Consider the following 17,591-nt stretch of genomic DNA (forward strand, 5'->3'; position numbering starts at 1 on the left):
GAATAGGCGCGCGCGACGGGTTCGTCAGCCCGTCCGCGCAAAGTTGCCGGAATCGGAGTCGAAAACGGCGAGGCGGCTCGTTTTCCGGCGAGCCGCCTGCCGCCGGTCAGAGCCCGATCTGGAGAGTCGCGCGCAGCGAGAGCGCGGGCCGGCCCTGCTGCTGTTCGGCGCCGAACTCGCCGCCGAGGCGGAAGCTGGCATTGCCGCCGATCGCGCGCACCCGCCCGACCCAGCCATTGGTGCGGTCCTCCGGCGTCAGGCGGAAGCTCTGGCCGCCCTCGAACCGGGCGGTCGTGACGCCAAGGCCGCCGCCGACAATCTCGCGCCGGCCGCCCTCCAGCTCGATGCGGAACCAGCCGTCATCCTGATAGGCACCGCCGAAATCAAGGCCGGCGGCGACGCTGCCGGTGACGGCCAGCTCGTCCGAATTGCGCGAATCGACGATGAGGTCGAAGGCCTTGCCGCCGCCGGTCTCGGTATAACCGCCCTCGTGCAGCCGATAATAATCGACGGCCACGATCGGGCGGAGGGAGATCATGCCCAGCCAGCTCTCATAGGAGACGGCGCCGGAAGCGGAGACGAGCCGGCCGTTCCACTTGCCGTCGGCATTGCGCGCCACCGAGTCGGAGCCGACCGTGCCGTTGAAATCGCGCTCGCTGTCGAAGTTGATCGTCCCCGCCGCGACGCGGGCATTGGCCTGCAGCCCGTTCCACTTGGCGCGCCAGTAGGCGGCCACCTCGAACTGACCGGCATCGACCTCGTTGTTGGTGCCGGCATCCGCCTCCCGACCCCACAGATAGGCGAGCGACACGCCGACATTGCCGAACCCGGTCTTGTATTCGGCGCCGCCGGCGAGACCCCAGCCGGTGACGTCGTAGCCGGCGGTGTCGCCGACGCTCTTGGAGCGGCCGAAGCCGACCTGCTGGAGCCAGTAACCCCAGCGGCCCTCGTCCTTGAACGGGCCCTTGGGATCAGCGAGCATGCGGGCGAGAGCGCGCGAGCCGGACGTCACTGCCTCGAACGTGCCGCCGGCATGCTCCGGGAGCATCTGGCGCAGCTGGGCGCGGAAGCCGTCGCCGTCGGTCTGGTTGAGGAAGACCTTGGCGACATCGCCATCATTGGCGAGCGCGGCGTAGATGGCGCTGTAGGCACTCGCCTGCGAGCGATTGAGGCCAAGCTCGTCGGTGGTCTTGCGGATGATGTCGACCGACAGCTCATTGGCCGCCGAGGTCACGACATTGCCCTTGTAGAGAAAGGGCAGCAACGTCGTCGTCGAGCCGATATTGGCAGCGCCGGTGAGCGTGCCGGCACGCAGGATGACGTAACGACCCTCCGCATTGTCGAGGCTGGTGAGCTTCACCGCGACCTTGGAGTCGGCGGCGAAGCTGGCGGTGCCGGCGACGTTGACGATGGTCTGGTTGCTGCGGTCGAGCGTCACCGCGAGCGTGCCGCCGCCGGTGACGGCGAGGCTGCCGATCGCCACGTTGCCGGTGTTGGTCAGTTGCAGCGTGCCGCCGGTGATCGCGACGTTGAGCGCCTGGGCATTGACGAGCTGGCCGTTGAAGCGGGCGGTGCCGCCCACGCTCAGGGTGTCGGCGCCGCCGCCGAAATCGGCCCGGCCCTGGTACACGGAGGTGCCGCTCAGCTCCATCCTGTCGCCGCCGTCCGCACCGAAGGCGATGCTGCCGGCATAGGCTGCGTCGCCGGACAGCGTCAGCCGGTCCTTGCCGGCGCCGAAGCTGGTGTCCCCGGTGATCGTGCCGTCGGCCAGCTCGAAGACATCGTCGCCGCTGCCGAAGCGCACGTCGCCGATGATCGCCGGCGCCGTCGCGGTGCTGGCGACGGCGGTCTGGCGGACGATGGTGCCGGTGGTGGTGGCGCTGAGATCGATGGCGAGGTTGCGGCCGGCGCCGGCGGTGGCGCCGGTCGCGGCGATGGCGCCGCTATTCTCGATCAGCTTGACTGTGCCGGAGCGGTCGACGATGCCGATCGCCGTGCCGCCGGCGCCGGCAGTGGCGGTCAGCTTGCCGCTGACCCGAATGGTCGGGACGGCCGCGCCGGCCTCCACGGCGATGGCAGTCGCCTTCGTCGCGGCCGTCCCTCCGCCACTCGCCGCGACAGTGCCGGCGATGCGGATCTCTGGGGTGGCGCCACCGGCGCGAATGCTGATCGCGGTGGCGTTGGCGCCGTTGGAGATGGCGGTGACGGTGCCGTTGACGCCGATGCCGCCGGCGATCGACGCGGCCTGGCCGAGCCCGCCCACGGCAATGCCGGTGGCGTCGACGCCCGCATAGACGCCGCTGCCGGTGACCGCGCCGTCGATGACGAGGCCGAAACCGGTGCCGGTGCCGGCGACCGGCCCGATGCTGACGCTGCGGTCGGCGGCGCCGATCACTATGGCCGGTGCGGCGCCATAGGCGGTGACGGCGGCGCTGCCCTCGGTCGAATCGGTGAGGCCGTCCTTGTCCTCGTCATTGTCGGTGGTGCTGTTGTCCTTGGGCGGCACAGCGAGGATGATGCCGCCGGCGACGTCGCCGGCGACGACCAGCGCCGAGCCGCCTTGCAGCAGATCGTCCGCATCGAGCTTGGTCGCATCGAGCGTACCGGTGGTGTCGCGATAGCCGGTCGCGGTCAGCGTGCCCTGGACGACGAGCGCGCCGCCGATCGTCCCGCCGATCCGCGCCGCCGTCGCCCCCGCGCCCAGCGCCGAGGCGGTGCCGGCGAGGCGGACAGCGCCGCTCACCTCGCCGAGCGAGATGGCGGTGCCGCGATCCCCGACCACGGTGATCGTGCCGTTGTTGGTGAAATTGCCGTTGAGCTTGCCGCCGAGCCGCACGCCGTAGGAATCATTGCCGTTGACAGCGATGCTGCCGGCGCTGTCGTTGGTGATCGAGCCGTTATAGGCGCCGAGCGTGCGGATGCCGGCGCGGCCGGTGCCGGCGGCGTAAGGGCCGTCGAGATCGCCGTCCTTGTCGGTATCGGTGGCGGTATAGGTCTCGTTGACGATGATCTTGGCGGAATTGAGGATGTCGCCACCGGTTCCGGCATTGCCGAGCACGGCACTGGCGCCGTCGACGTTGGTGATCTGGACGGTGCCCTGATTGGTGAATTTATTGGCGGAATCGATCAGCACCGGCGTGCCGCCGGTCGGAATCACCGATCCGTCGGAGGTGATGCGGATATCGTCGGCGCTGCCGGAGGCGGTGGCCTTCGAAGTCTGGACGCCATTCGTCACCTTGGTGGTGATCGTCGTCTCGGCATGGAGCGGAGCAGCGATCGCGAGGAAGCAGGTGGAAGCGAGCAGACGGCGCATTCGTTGTCCCTTTTGGCCATGTTCTGGCGATAGGACGGAGGCGACCGTTACGGCCCTTGACGGGGCCGGCAGCTAGAAGGCGGCGTCGACGCCGAGGCGGAGCGTGCGCGGGCGCAGGGGGGTGATCTGGCTGCGGCCGACGCGGAAAGGGGTGCCGAGCGAGAAGCGGTTGCCGACCGAGTCGGCGAGGTTGGTGACGCCCAGCGTCACGCCCAGCGTCGGCCGCCCGATGCGCAGGTTCAGCGCGGTGTCGACATAGTCTCCCTGCGCCTCGCCCAGCACCGGCCCGATGCCGAGCCGCGAACGGCCGACATAGCGCGCCCAGCCGCTGACATGGAGGTCGGTGCCGTTCCCGTCCAGCGGGTGGCGCCAGTCAAAGCCGGCGCGGCCGGCATAGCGCGCGACATTGGGCACGCGGCTCATCCGCGACAGCGCCAGCGTGCTGAACGCCGGCTGCGGATCGGTGACGCGGCTGCTGTTCATCGCGAAGCCGAGGTCGACATGGAGATTGGCGTCGGGCTGCCAGCCGGCGGTGGCGGCGAGCGACCAGATGCGTCCGTCGCCGATATTGGCAGTGGTCGGCAGGCCGAAGGAGTCGATGAAATCGGCCTGGATATCGTTCCAGCGCGTATAGGACAGGCTGGCCGTCAGGTCGAACGGGTCGCGCCCCGTCGCGCCGAGGCGCATGCCCGCCTCCAGCGTCGCGACGTGATCGTTGCGGAAGCGCGTGACATAGTCGCTCTCGACCGCCAGCCCGCCCGGGCGGAACCCTTCCTGATAACGGGTGTACAGGGTGACGCGCGGCAGCACGTTGGCGGTGATGCCGAGTGAGGGCAGCAGACTCTGCTCGGTGCGTGCGGCGACGATCGCCTCGCGTGAGACGATCTCGGCCTGGCTGAAGGCGACGGCCGGCTTGAGGGTCAGCGCGCTGCCGTCCATTCCCTCACCGGCCAGCCGCGCCCGGGTGTAGCGCGCGCCGGCCGTCACCGTCAGCATCGGCGCGGGCTGGTAGCTCGCCTCGCCGTAGAGGGTGAACTCGCCGATGCGATTGACCACGCCGGTCACCGGGATGAGCAGGTTGGGCGGCCCGAGGGTACGGCCCAGCCGGGTGCGGTTGTGGATGTAGCTGACCCCCACCACCCAGCCGAACCCGTCCGCCATCGGCCGCCACAGCCGTGTCTCGGTGCTGAAGAAGCGGGTGTCGTTGGTCTGGACGAACAGCCGTGACTGGCCGGGCGACGCCGGCAGGGTCGGCGGGAAGAAGATCACGCCCGGATTGAGCAGGCGCACCTGGGCGATGACCGGGGCGGTCGGCAGACTGGCGTCGTAACGCTCCGAAAGCTGCTGGTCGGCAAGGCCGGTCGACGAGCGCAGGCGCAGATCGCCCCAGTCCCGGGTGATGACCAGCTGGGCCAGGCGATAGCGCGCATCGAAACCCTGATCGACATCGCTGGCCCGGGTCAGCCGCCTGGCACCCTTGTCGGCATATTGGCTGTCGGCGCCGTGAATGTCCTGGATGACGCCGCCCAGATCGACCGTCCACCCTTCCGCCGGCTCGAGCCGCAGCGTGGCGCGGCCGCCGGCGGTGCGGGTGCGGTTGACGTCCTTCTTGCCGGTCAGCGTATCGTCGATATAGCCGCCGTCGACGATGCCGTAGCCGACCGCGCGCAACGCCACGCCCTGCGCCAGCGGCACATTGACCATGCCGCCGAGATCGCCGCTCGGATCGCCATGCTGGGTGAGCGAGGCGCCCGCCCACATGGCGCCTGCCGGGTCGGGGGACGGCGCGTTGCCGACGGTGCGGATGATGCCGCCCAGCGAGCCGGCGCCGTAAAGCGTGCCCTGCGGCCCTTCCAGCACCTCCACCGAGGCGATGTCGTAGAGGCGCAGATCCGGATCCGGCGCGTTGTAGCTGAGGCGGATGTCGCCGAGATACTGGCCGACCGTCGACTGGGTGGGGCCGGTGAAGCTCGAGTCGGCGATGCCGCGGATGAACAGCTTGTTGCGCCCGGCGCCGAGATGGGTCGAGGAAACGGTGGCGAGCCGGGCGAGGATCGCGTCGGTGCCGCCTGCCCCGCCCATCGCCAGATCGGCGCCCTCGATCAGCGTCGCCGTGCCCGCGAAGTCGCGGAGCGGCATGTCGCGCTTGCTGGCGGTGACGATGATCGGCACCTCGGCCTCCGCCTTGTCCGGATCGGCGAGGGTGGAGGCGGGCCGGGCGATCGGCGCGGGCGCCTCGCGCGCGACGATCCGCCAGCCGCGCGGGCCAGCGGCGCGCACTTCGGCCGGCGCGCTGCCGAGCAGCCGGCGCAGCGCCACCTGCACCTCCATTCGCCCGCGCAGCGCCGGCACCGGGCGCCGCCACAACCGGGCGTCGTCGACGACGATGCTGACCCCGGCCTGCGCGCCGAGCGCCAGAACGGCCTGCCCAAGCGATCCGGCAGGCACATCAAGGGCAGGCGCCGCGGCCCGGGTCGGCGCGGCGAGGGTCAGCAGGGCTGCGGCACAGGAAAGGCTCAGGACGCGCCGGTCAGCAGCCATCCCCCCTCCGCCTGCTTTCGCATGGCGAGGCCGAGCAGTGCGCCGATGCGGGCCGGATCCTCCTTCAGCCCATCCAGCAACACCGTGCCCCGGAACGGCCGCGCTGCCAGCGCCGGCGCCACCGTCACGCGCACGCCCAGCGCCCGCGACAGATCGGCGGCGACATCGCCGAGCGCCGCGCCGCCATAGATCAGCCGCCCATGGGACCAGCCGCCCACCGCTTCGAGCGGCACCGCCCCGACCACCGCGCGCGCGCCGCCATCCTCAGCGCGCAGCCGCCTGCCCGGATCGAGGCGCACCGCCTCGGCTTCCGGATTCCACATCACCGCGCCCTCGGCGACGGAAACGGTGGTGACGGTACCCTCCCGCGTCACGTCGAACACGGTGCCGAGATCGACCAGCCGATCCTGGCCGACCGCGACGCGAAAGGGATGAGCGGCGTCGTGGACGACAGTGAACAGCGCTTCGCCATGCTCCAATGTGGCTGCGCGCGGATCCCTGCGATCCAGCATCAGGCGGGTACCGCCGTTCATCGCGATACGCGTACCGTCGCGGAGGGTGACGGTCTGGCGGACGCCGGACGGGGTCTCGACCGCATAGCGATCGGGCCGTTCCTGCCACACCATCCAGCCGCCGGCGACCGCGAGCATGGCCGCCGCCATGCTGCCGAGGACGCGGCGCCGGCCGATGCGGGCAGGCGCGGCCGACGGCACCGGGCGCGCCGGCGCCGGGGCTTCGGCCAGCAGCTCCGCCATCGTCGCGGCATCGCCCGCCAGCGCGTGGTAGCGCGCGGCATGCGCGGGATCGGCCTCCAGCCAGTCCTGGAAGCCCTCCCAATCCTCGAATGCGGGGTCTTCGGTGCGGACCAGCCAGCCCAGCGCCTGCTCCCCGATCGGATCATTGCCCTGCAACTGCATCATCACGCCTCCATCGACATGACGGAGACGCCGGGCGGGTGCCTTGGCACAGGATGCTCAACCATCGTCAAGAGACCTCCTGACCTCGACCAGTGCCTTGTAGGCCTTGCGCAGGTCGCTCTCGACCGTGCTGAGGCTGACGCCCTGCTCGGCAGCGATCTGCTTCTGGCCGATGCCCTCGATGCGATGGCGGCGGAACACCGCCTCGACACGCGGGCCAAGCGCGCTCAGCGCCGCCTGGGCGCGGGCCAGTTCCTCGCGCGCGATCATCGCGCGATCGCTGGCCGGCGTGTCCGATCGGCCCGGCACGGTGCCGCCGGTCACGTCGCTCCAATCCCGCTCGCGCTTGGCCGACTGGGCCAGGGAGCGATGGCGATCGAGCATCAGATTGTTGGCGGCGCGATAGAGGTAAGACAGCGGCTGCGCCACCGGCCCGGGCCGGCTCGCCTGCAGCTTCAGCCACAATTCCTGCAGCAGGTCCTCCGCCGCGTCGCCCGCGCCGTGCGCCTTGAGGAATCGCAGCAGCCTCGCGCGATTGCCAAGGAACACGGCCTCCAGGCCACTCGCTTCCATATCCTTCCCAAACAGACGATCGGCCGCAAACGGCCCGCGGGCAGGCCGAGCGCGTTAGCGGCAAATCACGCGAATTGCCATAAGCGAGAGCATGTCTGCGCCTCCTCGCGGCGTCAGACCGGCTCAAGCCCGGCATTGATGAGCGCCGCGGCAGCTTGCTCCAGCCGATGCAGCATGGCGACGAAGCCGGCCACCTCGTCGTCGCTGCATCCGTCGAGGAGCTGCTGCTCAAGACGGAGCGCTGCCGGCGCGACCTCGGCATAAAGATCCTCGCCTTCTCGCGACAGGCTGAGCAAATGCGAGCGGCGATCGCCGGGATTGGCCTCGCGCACCAGCAGCCGCCGGTCGACGAGCGCCGCCGCCGCGCGGCTCACCGTCATCTTGTCCATGCGGGTGCGCTGGGCGACGTCGATCGACATCAACGGCCCGCTTTCCGCCAGCACCGCGACCACCCGCCATTGCGGGATGCCGAGACCGAATCGGGTTTCGTAAGCGCGCGCGATGGCGTGGCTCACAAGATGCGTTGCGATCGAAAGACGATAGGGGATGAAATCCGCGAGTATGAGCTGCCGTTCGTCCTGGTCGTCGGTTGCCCTTTGCATGGCATTCCCTCTTTCCTCCCCTAAACCCCTCCACCTGCCCGAAACAGGCCGCCGGGGTAAAGGGGCGGTTGACGCTTCCCGCCGACAGTATCATTTGTTACGAAAAGGAGAGCGACGATGATCACGGGCGATGCCTATGTCGGCGGCTTTGCCGGCCATGTCGCGACGGAAGCCGTTCCGGGCGCCCTGCCGATCGGCCGCAATTCGCCGCAGCGCCCGGCCTTCGGCCTCTATGCCGAGCAGCTTTCCGGCACCGCCTTCACCGCGCCGCGGGCCGAGAACCGGCGCAGCTGGCTGTACCGTCTGCGGCCGAGTGCGGCACATCCGCCGTTCCGCAGTTATGAGGGCGCGCAGCTGTTCGCGCCTGGCGCCGAGCAGGCGCCGCTGCCGCCCAACCGGCTGCGCTGGGATCCGATGCCGCCGGATGAAGACGGTGTCGACCTGATCGACGGCATGGTGACGATGCTCGCCAATCGCGATCCGGCGAGCCTCGAGGGCGTGGCCGTGCATCGCTACGCCGCCAGCCGCGACATGACGGCGCGCGCGTTCGTCGATGCCGATGGGGAGCTGCTGTTCGTGCCGCAGGCCGGCCGGCTGACATTGCTTACCGAGCTGGGGCGGATCGAGGTTGGACCCGGCATGATCGCGCTGGTGCCGCGCGGCGTGCGCTTCCGCGCGCTGCTGCCGGATGGACGGGCGGCAGGCTATGTCGCGGAGAATCACGGGAGCCTGTTCCGCTTGCCCGAGCTGGGTCCGATCGGCGCCAACGGCCTCGCCGCCGCGCGCGACTTCGAGACGCCCGTCGCCTGGTATGAGGATGTGCGCCAGCCGTTCGGGCTGGTGCAGAAATATATGGGCACGCTGTGGACGACGACGCTCGACCACTCGCCGCTCGACGTCGTCGCCTGGCACGGCAATCTGGCGCCATGGCGTTATGATCTCGCTCGCTTCAATGCGATGGGCACCGTCAGCTTCGATCATCCCGATCCCTCGATCTTCACCGTGCTGACCTCGCCCAGCGACGTGCCCGGCCGCGCCAACGCCGATTTCGTGATTTTCCCGCCGCGCTGGATGGTCGCCGAGGACACGTTCCGGCCGCCCTGGTTCCACCGCAATGTGATGAGCGAGGCGATGGGCCTGATCCACGGCACCTATGACGCCAAGGCCGAAGGCTTCGCGCCGGGCGGGCTCAGCCTGCACAATCTGATGGCCGGGCACGGCCCCGATGTGGCGAGCTGGCGCGCGGCCAGCGAGGCAACCCTCGCCCCGCACCGGCTGGAGGGAACGCTTGCCTTCATGGTCGAGAGCTGCTGGCCCTATCGCCCGACCGCCCACGCGCTCGCGACCGCCCAGCCCGATTATGACGCCTGCTGGGCGGATTTCCCGGTCGCGAAGCTGCCCGGCTAGAGACGCGCGCCGCCCCGTGCTAAGGCGCGCGGCGAGGGGGAGGTGGAACGCGCATGCCGCATCTGCCGGATTTCGAGGCCTGGGCGATCTTCGCCAAGGTGGCCGAGCGCGGCTCGTTCAGCCAGGCGGCGGACGAGCTTGGCCTGGCCAAGACGACGGTGTCCAAGTCGATTTCGCGGCTGGAAACCAAGATGCGCACGACGCTGATCCACCGCACGACCCGCAAATTGTCGCTGACGGAGAGCGGCCGGCTGTCGCTGGACCGGGCGTTGCGCATCCTCGCCGACGGCGCTGCGATCGAGGCGGACATCCTGGAGGAGGCCGCAGTGCCGCGCGGCCAGCTTCGCGTCGCTTCCACCACCGGCTTCGGGCTGGAAGCGCTGGCGCCGGCCCTGCCGGAGTTCATGGAAGCCTATCCGGAGATCGAACTCGAGCTGTGCCTGACCGAGGATCGGGTGGATCTCATCGCCGATGGCTGGGATCTCGCCATCCAGATCGGCGGCAACATCGATTCCTCGCTGCGCATCAGCCGGCTGTTCTCGCTGCGCCGGCCGCTGGTCGCCGCACCTTCCTTCCTGCAGCGCCACGGCGTGCCCGGCCATCCTTCCGAGCTCGCCGAGTATCGGGTGATCATCCCGACCCATGTGCCGTGGAGCAGCAACTGGGAATTCACCCATAACATCACCGGCGAGGTGGCCCATGTCCATGTCGGCGGCGGACTGAGGGTGAATAATGCCGCGGCGATGCTGCCGGCGCTGAAGGCCGGGCTCGGCATCACGCTGATGCCGGAATTCTTCGTCTGGGAGGAGATCGAGGCCGGCGCGCTCAGCCTGGTTCTGGCCGACTGGACGGTGCCGCCCGGGCCGATCTGCGTGGTGACGCCGCCGGGTCGCGCGCGGCCGGCGCGGGTGCGCGTGTTCCTGGAGTTCCTGCGCGAGCATTTCTCGAGCCAGCCCTGGGCGCGCGGCGTCGAGCGCTAAGGGGGGAATCAGATCAGCCGGATATCCACCGGCACGTTGCCGCGCACCGCACGCGAATAGACGCAGCGCGCATCGGCGGCGGCGACGACGCGCTGGGCGGTTTCCGCATCCAGGCCGGGCAGGTCGACCAGCAGCACGACGCGCAGATTGCCTTCCTCGATCTCGACGTTGGTGGTGACGTTGCCGTCGGCGGCGATATCCAGCCCTTCATCCTTGGCGACGCGGCGGATCGAGGACAGGAAGCAGGCGGCGAAGCCGGCGGCGAACAGCTGTTCCGGATTGGTCCCCTCGCCATCCTGCCCGCCCAGCGAGCGCGGAAGATCGAGTCGCACGCGCAAGCGGCCATCGGCGCTGGCGGCAGACCCTGTGCGGCCACCAATGGCGGTGGCCTGCGTACGATAGAGCTTCGTCATGGCTCAGATCCTGCCGGTGCACCCGCCCGAATGAGGGTTGAGGGGAATATCCGGACGGGTGCGGGTGCCAGATAGGGCAGGAAGTCTGCCATGATAAGTGTCAATCCGAAAACTCACTTGTGACCGGAAGGCCCCAATCCGCGCGAGAACAGGGACTTGGCGCGTTCCGGCAGGCTTCCCATATAAATTGGCGCGAAACCACCGATTAGAGCCGCTTCGCCATAAGTGTTGTGCACGCGCGCTATATAATCCGGCGGCGCAACAGAGCTTATGTGGCGCGGCAGCATCAAATTTGGGGAAACAATCCATGGCCCATGCCCGGGCGCTCCGGCGCGTCGCACGGCCAGCCTTCGCCGCCGCCATCACCGCGCTGCTGCTCGCCGGTTGCGCCGCGATACCCGATGACGGGCCGCGGCTGACCGCGCTCAGCGCGGACAAGCTCGGCATCGCGCAGGGACCGGACATTCCGCCCGCGACCAACTGGTGGGCGGCGCTTGGCGACGCGCAACTGGACCGCATCATGGCCGACGCGCTTGCCGGCAGCCCGCGACTCGCCGCCGCCGCCGCCCGCGTCGCTCAGGCGCAGGCGGGCATCGCCATCGAGCGCGCCGCCCTCCAGCCTCAGCTCGGCATCGACGCCGAGGAAGTGCCGCAGCGGCTGAGCGAGAAATATATCATCCCCCCGCCCTATGGCGGCACCGGCCGCTGGGTGGGTACGGCGCAGGCGAATCTCGGCTGGTCGCTCGACCTGGCCGGCAAGCAGAAGGCGGCGATCGAAGGCGCCCGCGCCACCGCCCAGGCCGCCGCGCTCGACGTCGAGGCGGCGCGCGTGATGCTGACCGGCGCCATCGCCCAGACCTATGTCAACCTCGCCCGCGCCGAGCTGCAGAAGCGCATCGCCGACGAGTTCGTCGCCTCGCGCGAACAGTCGCTGGGGCTGACGCGCACGCGCGTCACCAGCCAGCTGGCCAGCGACATCGACCTGCGCACCGCCGAGACCCTGCTCGCCGACGCGCGCCGCGCCGCCGTGCGCGCCGATGGCGAGCGGGCGCTGATGGTCCATGCGCTGGCCGCGCTGGCCGGACGCGGCCCCGATTACTACCCGACCATCGCCGCCACCCAGGTGAAGCTCGATGCCGCGTTGCCGGTGCCGGACGCGCTGCCCGCCGATCTCATCGGCCGCCGCCCCGACATCCTCGCCGCCCGCGCGCGGATCGAGAGCGCCGATGCCAATCGTCGCGTCGCGCGCGCGGATTTCTATCCGGACGTCAACATCAAGGCGTTCATCGGCTTGCAGGCGCTTGGCATCGGCAATCTGTTCAGCACTGGCGCCGCCGCGTTCGGCGCCGGGCCGGCGGTGCATCTGCCGATCTTCGAGGGCGGACGGCTGAAGGCGGGCTATCAGGGCGCCGTGGCCGGCATCGACGTCGCCATCGCCGACTATAACGCCGCCGTGCTCGGCGCCGTGAAGGAGGCTGCCGATGCCCTGTCGAGCATCGACAGCATCGCCGGCCAGGCTGTGGAGCAGCGCGGCGTCGTCACCAGCCTCGGCGAGACCGTGCGGCTCAACGAAGTGCGGCTGCGCACCGGCCTCGCCCCGCGCGTCGACCTGCTCGCCTCGGGCGACCGGCTGCTGGCGGCCCGCCAGTCGCTGGTCGATCTCGACGCCGACGGCGCGATCCGCCGCATCCAGCTTCTTATCGCGCTCGGCGGCGACTTCACGCCGGCAGCACCCCAGCAGACCGCATCGGCCGGCTCCGCCGCCGTCAGCAACAGGTAAGGTTCCATGAAGCTCGACGAGACCAGCGATCGCAGCACCGACACCAACGCCGGTGAGGCGGGCGGCGCGAGCACCCGCTCCGCACCCGCCGCGCCGCCCCCGGCCCCCGCCGCCCCCGCCGGCGCGTCCAGAGCCCGCAAGCGCGGCTTCCTGGTGCTGGGCGCGGCCGTTCTGCTCGGCGGCGCGGCGTTCGGCGCCTATGAATTGATGCAACCGCCGTCCGAGAGCACCGACGACGCCTATGTGGCGGGCGACGTGGTCGCGATCACCGCGCGCGAGGCGGCCACGGTCATCGCGCTCCACGCCGACAATACCGAAGCGGTGAAGCGCGGCCAGCCGCTGATCGAGCTCGATCCGGCCGCCGCCGACGCGACCATGGCTTCGGCCGAGGCCGAGCTGGCGCGCGCCGTGCGCAACGTCCGCTCCGACTTCTCCAAGGTGGACGAATATGGCGCGGAGATCGTTCGCGCCGAGGCGGAGCTGGCCCGCGCCCGCGCCGATCTCGGTCGCCGCCAGTCGGCGGCGCGCGAGGGCGCCGTGTCCGGCGAGGAGGTGGCGCATGCCGCCGACGAGGTGCGCACCGCGGCCGCCACGCTGGCGCTCGCGCGCAGCCGACGCGCGCAGGCACAGGCCTCGGTGCAAGGGACCAAGGTGGAGACCAATCCCGACGTGCTGGCGGCGATCGCCGCGGTGCGCCGCGCGGCGATCGTGCAGGGGCATATGCGGCTGACCGCGCCGGTGGACGGCGTCGTCGCCCAGCGCACGGTGCAGCTCGGCCAGCAGGTGCAGCCGGGCACGCCGCTGATGGCGGTGGTGCCGCTCGACCGGCTGTGGGTGGATGCCAATTTCCGCGAGACCCAGCTCGCCGACCTGCGCGTCGGCCAGCCGGCGACAATCGAAAGCGACGTTTATGGCGGCAAGGTGAAGTTCCGCGGCCATGTGCTCGGTCTCGGCGCCGGCAGCGGCAACGCCTTCGCGCTGCTGCCGCCCCAGAATGCCAGCGGCAACTGGATCAAGATCGTGCAGCGCCTGCCGGTGCGCATCGCGCTCGATTCCGGGGAGCTGCGCCAGAACCCGCTGCGCGTCGGCCTGTCGGTGACGGTAAAGGTCGACACGCGCGATCACTCGGGCGCGCCGATCGCCCGCGCGGCCGCCGCCCAGCCCTTCGCCGTCCAGGCCAGCCAGACCGGCGGCCCGGAGGTCGAGGCGCGCATCAACAAGATCATCGCCGAGAATCGCGGGAAGGCCGCGCGGTGAGTGGCGGCGCCGGCCAGAACGGGCCGATCACGCTCAAGGGACCGGCGCTCGCCGTCACCTCGATCGCGCTGGCGCTGGGCACCTTCATGCAGGTGCTCGACACGACGATCGCCAACGTCTCGCTGACCACCATCGCCGGCAATCTCGGCGTCAGCACCGACAGCTCGACCTGGGTGATCACCGCCTTTGCCGTGGCCAACGGCGTCACCGTGCCGCTCACCGGCTGGCTGATGCGGCGGTTCGGCGTCGTGCGCACCTTCGTCACCGCGGTGCTCGCCTTCACCTTCGCCTCGTTCCTCTGCGGCATCGCGTGGAGCCTGCCGTCGCTGATCGTGTTCCGCATCATCCAGGGCGCAGTGTCCGGACCGATGATCCCGGGCAGCCAGGCGCTGCTCCTCGCCGTCTTCCCGCCGGAGAAGAGGGGCACGGCGCTCGCCATCTGGTCGATGACGACCTTGGTCGGGCCGGTCGCCGGGCCGATCCTCGGCGGCTATATCTCCGATAATTACCATTGGGGCTGGATCTTCCTGATCAACGTGCCGGTCGGCCTGCTGACGGCCGCGATCACGTGGCGCGCGCTGAAGGCACACGACACGCCGACGATGAAGATCCCGCTCGATCTGGTCGGCATCGCGCTGCTCATCTTCTGGGTCGGTGCGCTGCAGACGGTGCTCGACCTCGGCAAGAATGACGACTGGTTCCACTCGACGTTCATCACCGTTGCGGCGATCCTCTCCGGCATCGGTTTCTTCGCCTGGCTGATCTGGGAGCTGACCGACGCGCGGCCGGCGGTGGACCTGAAGCTGTTCAAGGGCCGCAACTTCTCGCTCGGCACGATCGCGCTTTGCCTCGGCTACGCCGTGTTCTTCGGCAACACGCTGCTGCTGCCGCTGTGGCTCCAGCAGCAGCTCGGCTACACGGCGACCTGGGCCGGGCTGGTGGCGGCGCCGAGCGGCATCGTCGCGGTGTTCTGCACGCCGTTCGCGGCGCGCATCTCGTCAAAGGTCGATGCGCGGTGGATGGCGACCTTCTCGTTCATCGCCTTCGCCGCCTCCTACTTCATGCGCGCCGGCTACACGATGCAGGCGGATTATTATCACTTCATGCTGCCCATGGCCGTGCAGGGGATGGGGATGAGCACCTTCTTCGTGGCGATGGTGACGATCTCGCTCGACGGCGTCCCGCCGGACAAGGTGCCGTCGGCGACCGGCATCTCCAACTTCGCGCGGATCACCGCAGGCAGCTTCGCCGCCTCGCTGGTGACGACGATCTGGGACCGGCGCGAGGCGCTGCACCAGAGCCGGCTGGCCGACATCCACACGCCGTTCGCGCAGGGCTATCGCATCGCCACCGAGGGGCTGCACGGCCTCGGCCTCAACGAACTTCAGGCGGCCGCGGCGATCACCCGCCAGATGGTCGGGCAGGCCTATCTGCTGTCCTCGGTCGACATCTTCGCGGCGAGCGCGTGGCTGTCGCTGGCGATGGTGCCGCTGGTCTGGCTGTCGCGGCGCCCTTCGGCCCCTTCCGGGCCGGTCGCGGCCGATTAGGCGGCCTCCGCCCGCCCCGAGCAGAGGCTGAGCGAGCCGCAGCCTCGCCGGAGCGAACCGATGCCGTTCAGTTCGCGAACGCCGCGATCCCGGTCTGGGCGCGGCCCAGGATCAGCGTGTGGATGTCGTAGGTGCCCTCATAGGTGTTGACCGTCTCCAGGTTCACCATGTGGCGCATGACGTGATATTCGTCGGAGATGCCGTTGCCGCCATGAATGTCCCGCGCGTCGCGGGCGATGGCCAGCGCCTTGCCGCAACTGTTGCGCTTGATCAGCGAGATGTCGGCGACCGGGCAACGTCCCTCGTCGATCAGTCGGCCGACGCGCAGGCATGCCTGCAGGCCGAGCGCGATCTCGGTCTGCATGTCGACCAGCTTGCGCTGGACGAGCTGATTGGCGGCGAGCGGCCGGCCGAACTGCTGGCGCTCCAGCGCATAGCGCCGCGCCGCGTGCCAGCAGAACTCCGCCGCGCCGAGCGCCCCCCAGGCGATGCCGTAGCGCGCCTTGTTGAGGCAGCCGAACGGCCCCGCCAGCCCTTTCGCGCCGGGCAGCAGCGCATCCCCGCCGATGCGGACCCCGTCCATCACCAGCTCGCCGGTGACCGACGCGCGCAGCGATAATTTGCCCTCGATCTTCGGTGCCGAGAAGCCGGGGGTGCCCGCCTCGACGATGAAGCCGCGGATGACGCCGTCCAGCCTGGCCCAGACGATGGCGATGTCGGCGATGGGGGCGTTGGTGATCCACGTCTTGGTCCCGGTGAGGCGATAGCCGGCGCCGTCGCGCTCCGCGCGCGTCTCCATCCCCTCGGGATCGGAGCCATGGTTCGGCTCGGTGAGGCCGAAGCAGCCGACCAGCTCGCCCGCCGCCAGGCCGGGCAGATATTTCCGCCGCTGCGCGTCGCTGCCATAGGCGTGGATCGGGTGCATGACGAGCGACGACTGGACGCTCATCGCCGAGCGATAGCCGCTGTCGACCTGCTCCACCTCGCGCGCGATCAGGCCATAGGCGACGTGGCTCGCCCCGACCCCGCCCTCCTCGGCAGGGAGCGTCGCGCCGAGCAGGCCGAGCGCGCCCATCTCGGCCATGATCTCGCGGTCGAACCGCTCCTCGCGGTTGGCGGTGACGATGCGCGGCAGCAGCGCCGAGCGGGCATAATCGCGCGCCGTGGCGCGGATCATCCGCTCCTCGTCGGTGAGCTGTTCGTCGAGGAGCAGCGGGTCTTCCCAATCGAACGGGGGCTGGGGCACGGTCTCTGTCTCCTTCGCGGGCCATCTTGGCATCCCGCCCCCGATCGGGGCAATGATGAGCGATGGGCGAGACACGGCTTTTGGCAGGGATCGAGGCAGGCGGCACCAAGTTCGTCTGCGGGGTGGCGCCCGCCTCGGGCGGCCCCTCGCTGGCGACGCGGACCATGCCGACTCGCGATCCGGAGGCGACGTTCGCCGATGTCGCCGCCTTCTTCGCCGAAGCCTCGGCCCGGCATGGCCCGATCGCGGCGGCCGGCATCGGCAGTTTCGGGCCGCTCGGCGTCGATCCCCGGGCCGCGGATTATGGCCGCATCCTCCACACCCCAAAGCCGGGCTGGGCCGGCGCCGACCTGCTGGGGCGGGTGCGGGCGATGCTCGGCGTGCCGGCCGGGATCGACACCGACGTCAATGCCGCGGCGCTGGCCGAGGCGGCGGCGGCGGGCCGGCCGCTCGCCAGCCTCGCCTATGTCACGGTCGGCACCGGCATCGGCGTCGGGCTGGTGCTGGAAGGCCGGCCGGTGCACGGCCTCGGCCATCCCGAGGGCGGGCATATGCTGATCCGCCGCCATCCGGCGCAGGCCGACTTCGCCGGCATTTGTCCGTTTCACGGCGATTGCCTGGAGGGGCTGGCGAGCGGGCCGGCGGTGCTCGCCGCCTGGGGCGCGCAAGGGGACAGACTGCCACCGGATCATGATTTCTGGACCGTGGAGGCGGATTATCTGGCTCAGCTCTGCGCCAATCTGGTCTTCACGGTGGCGCCGGAGCGAATCATCCTCGGCGGCGGTGTGATGAGCGGCGGTGCGCTGATCGAGCCGATCCGGAGGCGCACCCATGAACTTCTCGGCGGCTATATCGCACAACTGGATGGGCACGCGGCGGTGACGCGACTGATCACGCCGCCCGCCTGTGTCGAGCCGTCGGGGCTGGTCGGCGCCTATCTGCTGGCCAGTCGGACAATGACGGATATGTCTGTAATGACATAAGCTTGTCCGGCTGTCGGGCTAGGGTGAGGGGA

The 17,591-nt window shown here is 70.1% G+C and carries 13 protein-coding genes; 6 read left to right on the plus strand and 7 right to left on the minus strand.

Annotation, left to right across the window (positions count from 1 at the left end; translation table 11 throughout):
* Positions 1 to 106: 106 nt before the first annotated feature.
* The 5 genes from KOF26_RS07875 to KOF26_RS07895 form a co-directional block, all read right to left on the minus strand.
* Positions 107 to 3,313, minus strand: coding sequence for an autotransporter outer membrane beta-barrel domain-containing protein (locus KOF26_RS07875; RefSeq protein WP_216322797.1), 3,207 nt, complete (start codon positions 3,311 to 3,313; stop codon positions 107 to 109).
* A 72-nt stretch (positions 3,314 to 3,385) separates the two neighbouring features.
* The gene (locus KOF26_RS07880; RefSeq protein WP_216322800.1) at positions 3,386 to 5,854 is read right to left on the minus strand and encodes a TonB-dependent receptor; all 2,469 of its coding nucleotides are present in this window, start codon (positions 5,852 to 5,854) and stop codon (positions 3,386 to 3,388) included.
* Entirely contained in the window at positions 5,830 to 6,774 is a 945-nt protein-coding gene (locus tag KOF26_RS07885; RefSeq protein ID WP_253201230.1) for a FecR family protein, read from the minus strand. The genes KOF26_RS07880 and KOF26_RS07885 overlap by 25 nt, the downstream gene beginning before the upstream one ends.
* 54 nt (positions 6,775 to 6,828) lie before the next feature.
* On the minus strand, positions 6,829 to 7,344 hold the full coding sequence (locus KOF26_RS07890; protein WP_216322802.1) for an RNA polymerase sigma factor: 516 nt from the start codon (positions 7,342 to 7,344) through the stop codon (positions 6,829 to 6,831).
* Between the two features lie 113 nt (positions 7,345 to 7,457).
* Positions 7,458 to 7,946, minus strand: a complete 489-nt coding sequence (locus KOF26_RS07895) for a MarR family winged helix-turn-helix transcriptional regulator (protein WP_216322807.1) — start codon at positions 7,944 to 7,946, stop codon at positions 7,458 to 7,460.
* Between the two features lie 117 nt (positions 7,947 to 8,063).
* Here KOF26_RS07895 and hmgA point away from each other — a divergent pair, with 117 nt between their 5' ends.
* Together hmgA and KOF26_RS07905 are read left to right on the plus strand one after the other, a co-directional pair.
* Entirely contained in the window at positions 8,064 to 9,353 is a 1,290-nt protein-coding gene (gene hmgA / locus KOF26_RS07900; protein ID WP_216322811.1) for a homogentisate 1,2-dioxygenase, read from the plus strand.
* Between the two features lie 53 nt (positions 9,354 to 9,406).
* A complete protein-coding gene (locus KOF26_RS07905; protein ID WP_216322813.1) occupies positions 9,407 to 10,333 on the plus strand; it encodes a LysR family transcriptional regulator in 927 nt (308 codons plus the stop codon).
* A gap of 8 nt (positions 10,334 to 10,341) precedes the next feature.
* Here the strand turns inward: KOF26_RS07905 and KOF26_RS07910 are convergent, their stop codons facing one another.
* Positions 10,342 to 10,746, minus strand: a complete 405-nt coding sequence (locus KOF26_RS07910) for an Ohr family peroxiredoxin (RefSeq protein WP_216322815.1) — start codon at positions 10,744 to 10,746, stop codon at positions 10,342 to 10,344.
* Between the two features lie 307 nt (positions 10,747 to 11,053).
* Between KOF26_RS07910 and KOF26_RS07915 the strand changes: the two genes are divergently transcribed.
* From KOF26_RS07915 to KOF26_RS07925, 3 genes are read left to right on the plus strand one after another with little or no spacing between them, the layout of a single operon-like run.
* Positions 11,054 to 12,526: an efflux transporter outer membrane subunit gene (locus KOF26_RS07915; RefSeq protein WP_216322817.1), complete on the plus strand. Its 1,473-nt coding sequence runs from the start codon at positions 11,054 to 11,056 to the stop codon at positions 12,524 to 12,526.
* A 6-nt stretch (positions 12,527 to 12,532) separates the two neighbouring features.
* The gene (locus KOF26_RS07920) at positions 12,533 to 13,783 is read left to right on the plus strand and encodes an HlyD family secretion protein (RefSeq protein ID WP_216322819.1); all 1,251 of its coding nucleotides are present in this window, start codon (positions 12,533 to 12,535) and stop codon (positions 13,781 to 13,783) included.
* A complete protein-coding gene (locus KOF26_RS07925) occupies positions 13,780 to 15,330 on the plus strand; it encodes a DHA2 family efflux MFS transporter permease subunit (RefSeq protein WP_363182068.1) in 1,551 nt (516 codons plus the stop codon). The genes KOF26_RS07920 and KOF26_RS07925 overlap by 4 nt, the downstream gene beginning before the upstream one ends.
* A gap of 67 nt (positions 15,331 to 15,397) precedes the next feature.
* On the opposite strand, the gene KOF26_RS07930 is transcribed toward KOF26_RS07925, so the two are convergent.
* The gene (locus KOF26_RS07930) at positions 15,398 to 16,609 is read right to left on the minus strand and encodes an acyl-CoA dehydrogenase (RefSeq protein WP_216322821.1); all 1,212 of its coding nucleotides are present in this window, start codon (positions 16,607 to 16,609) and stop codon (positions 15,398 to 15,400) included.
* Positions 16,610 to 16,638: 29 nt separating this feature from the next.
* Between KOF26_RS07930 and KOF26_RS07935 the strand changes: the two genes are divergently transcribed.
* On the plus strand, positions 16,639 to 17,559 hold the full coding sequence (locus KOF26_RS07935; protein WP_216322822.1) for an ROK family protein: 921 nt from the start codon (positions 16,639 to 16,641) through the stop codon (positions 17,557 to 17,559).
* The last annotated feature ends 32 nt before the right edge of the window (positions 17,560 to 17,591 follow it).

Origin of the sequence: Sphingomonas quercus (assembly GCF_018863195.1) — a bacterium.
In the GTDB taxonomy this organism is placed as follows: Bacteria; Pseudomonadota; Alphaproteobacteria; order Sphingomonadales; family Sphingomonadaceae; genus Solisphingomonas; species Solisphingomonas quercus.

Coding starts and splice junctions, on each gene's coding strand:
- KOF26_RS07935 (WP_216322822.1), top strand. CDS start 16,639: ATGGGCGAGACACGGCTTTTGGCAGGGATCGAGGCAGGCGGCACCAAG.
- KOF26_RS07920 (WP_216322819.1), top strand. CDS start 12,533: ATGAAGCTCGACGAGACCAGCGATCGCAGCACCGACACCAACGCCGGT.
- hmgA (WP_216322811.1), top strand. CDS start 8,064: ATGATCACGGGCGATGCCTATGTCGGCGGCTTTGCCGGCCATGTCGCG.
- KOF26_RS07880 (WP_216322800.1), bottom strand. CDS start 5,854: ATGGCTGCTGACCGGCGCGTCCTGAGCCTTTCCTGTGCCGCAGCCCTG.
- KOF26_RS07930 (WP_216322821.1), bottom strand. CDS start 16,609: ATGCCAAGATGGCCCGCGAAGGAGACAGAGACCGTGCCCCAGCCCCCG.
- KOF26_RS07910 (WP_216322815.1), bottom strand. CDS start 10,746: ATGACGAAGCTCTATCGTACGCAGGCCACCGCCATTGGTGGCCGCACA.
- KOF26_RS07890 (WP_216322802.1), bottom strand. CDS start 7,344: ATGGAAGCGAGTGGCCTGGAGGCCGTGTTCCTTGGCAATCGCGCGAGG.
- KOF26_RS07895 (WP_216322807.1), bottom strand. CDS start 7,946: ATGCAAAGGGCAACCGACGACCAGGACGAACGGCAGCTCATACTCGCG.
- KOF26_RS07905 (WP_216322813.1), top strand. CDS start 9,407: ATGCCGCATCTGCCGGATTTCGAGGCCTGGGCGATCTTCGCCAAGGTG.
- KOF26_RS07915 (WP_216322817.1), top strand. CDS start 11,054: ATGGCCCATGCCCGGGCGCTCCGGCGCGTCGCACGGCCAGCCTTCGCC.
- KOF26_RS07885 (WP_253201230.1), bottom strand. CDS start 6,774: ATGATGCAGTTGCAGGGCAATGATCCGATCGGGGAGCAGGCGCTGGGC.
- KOF26_RS07875 (WP_216322797.1), bottom strand. CDS start 3,313: ATGCGCCGTCTGCTCGCTTCCACCTGCTTCCTCGCGATCGCTGCTCCG.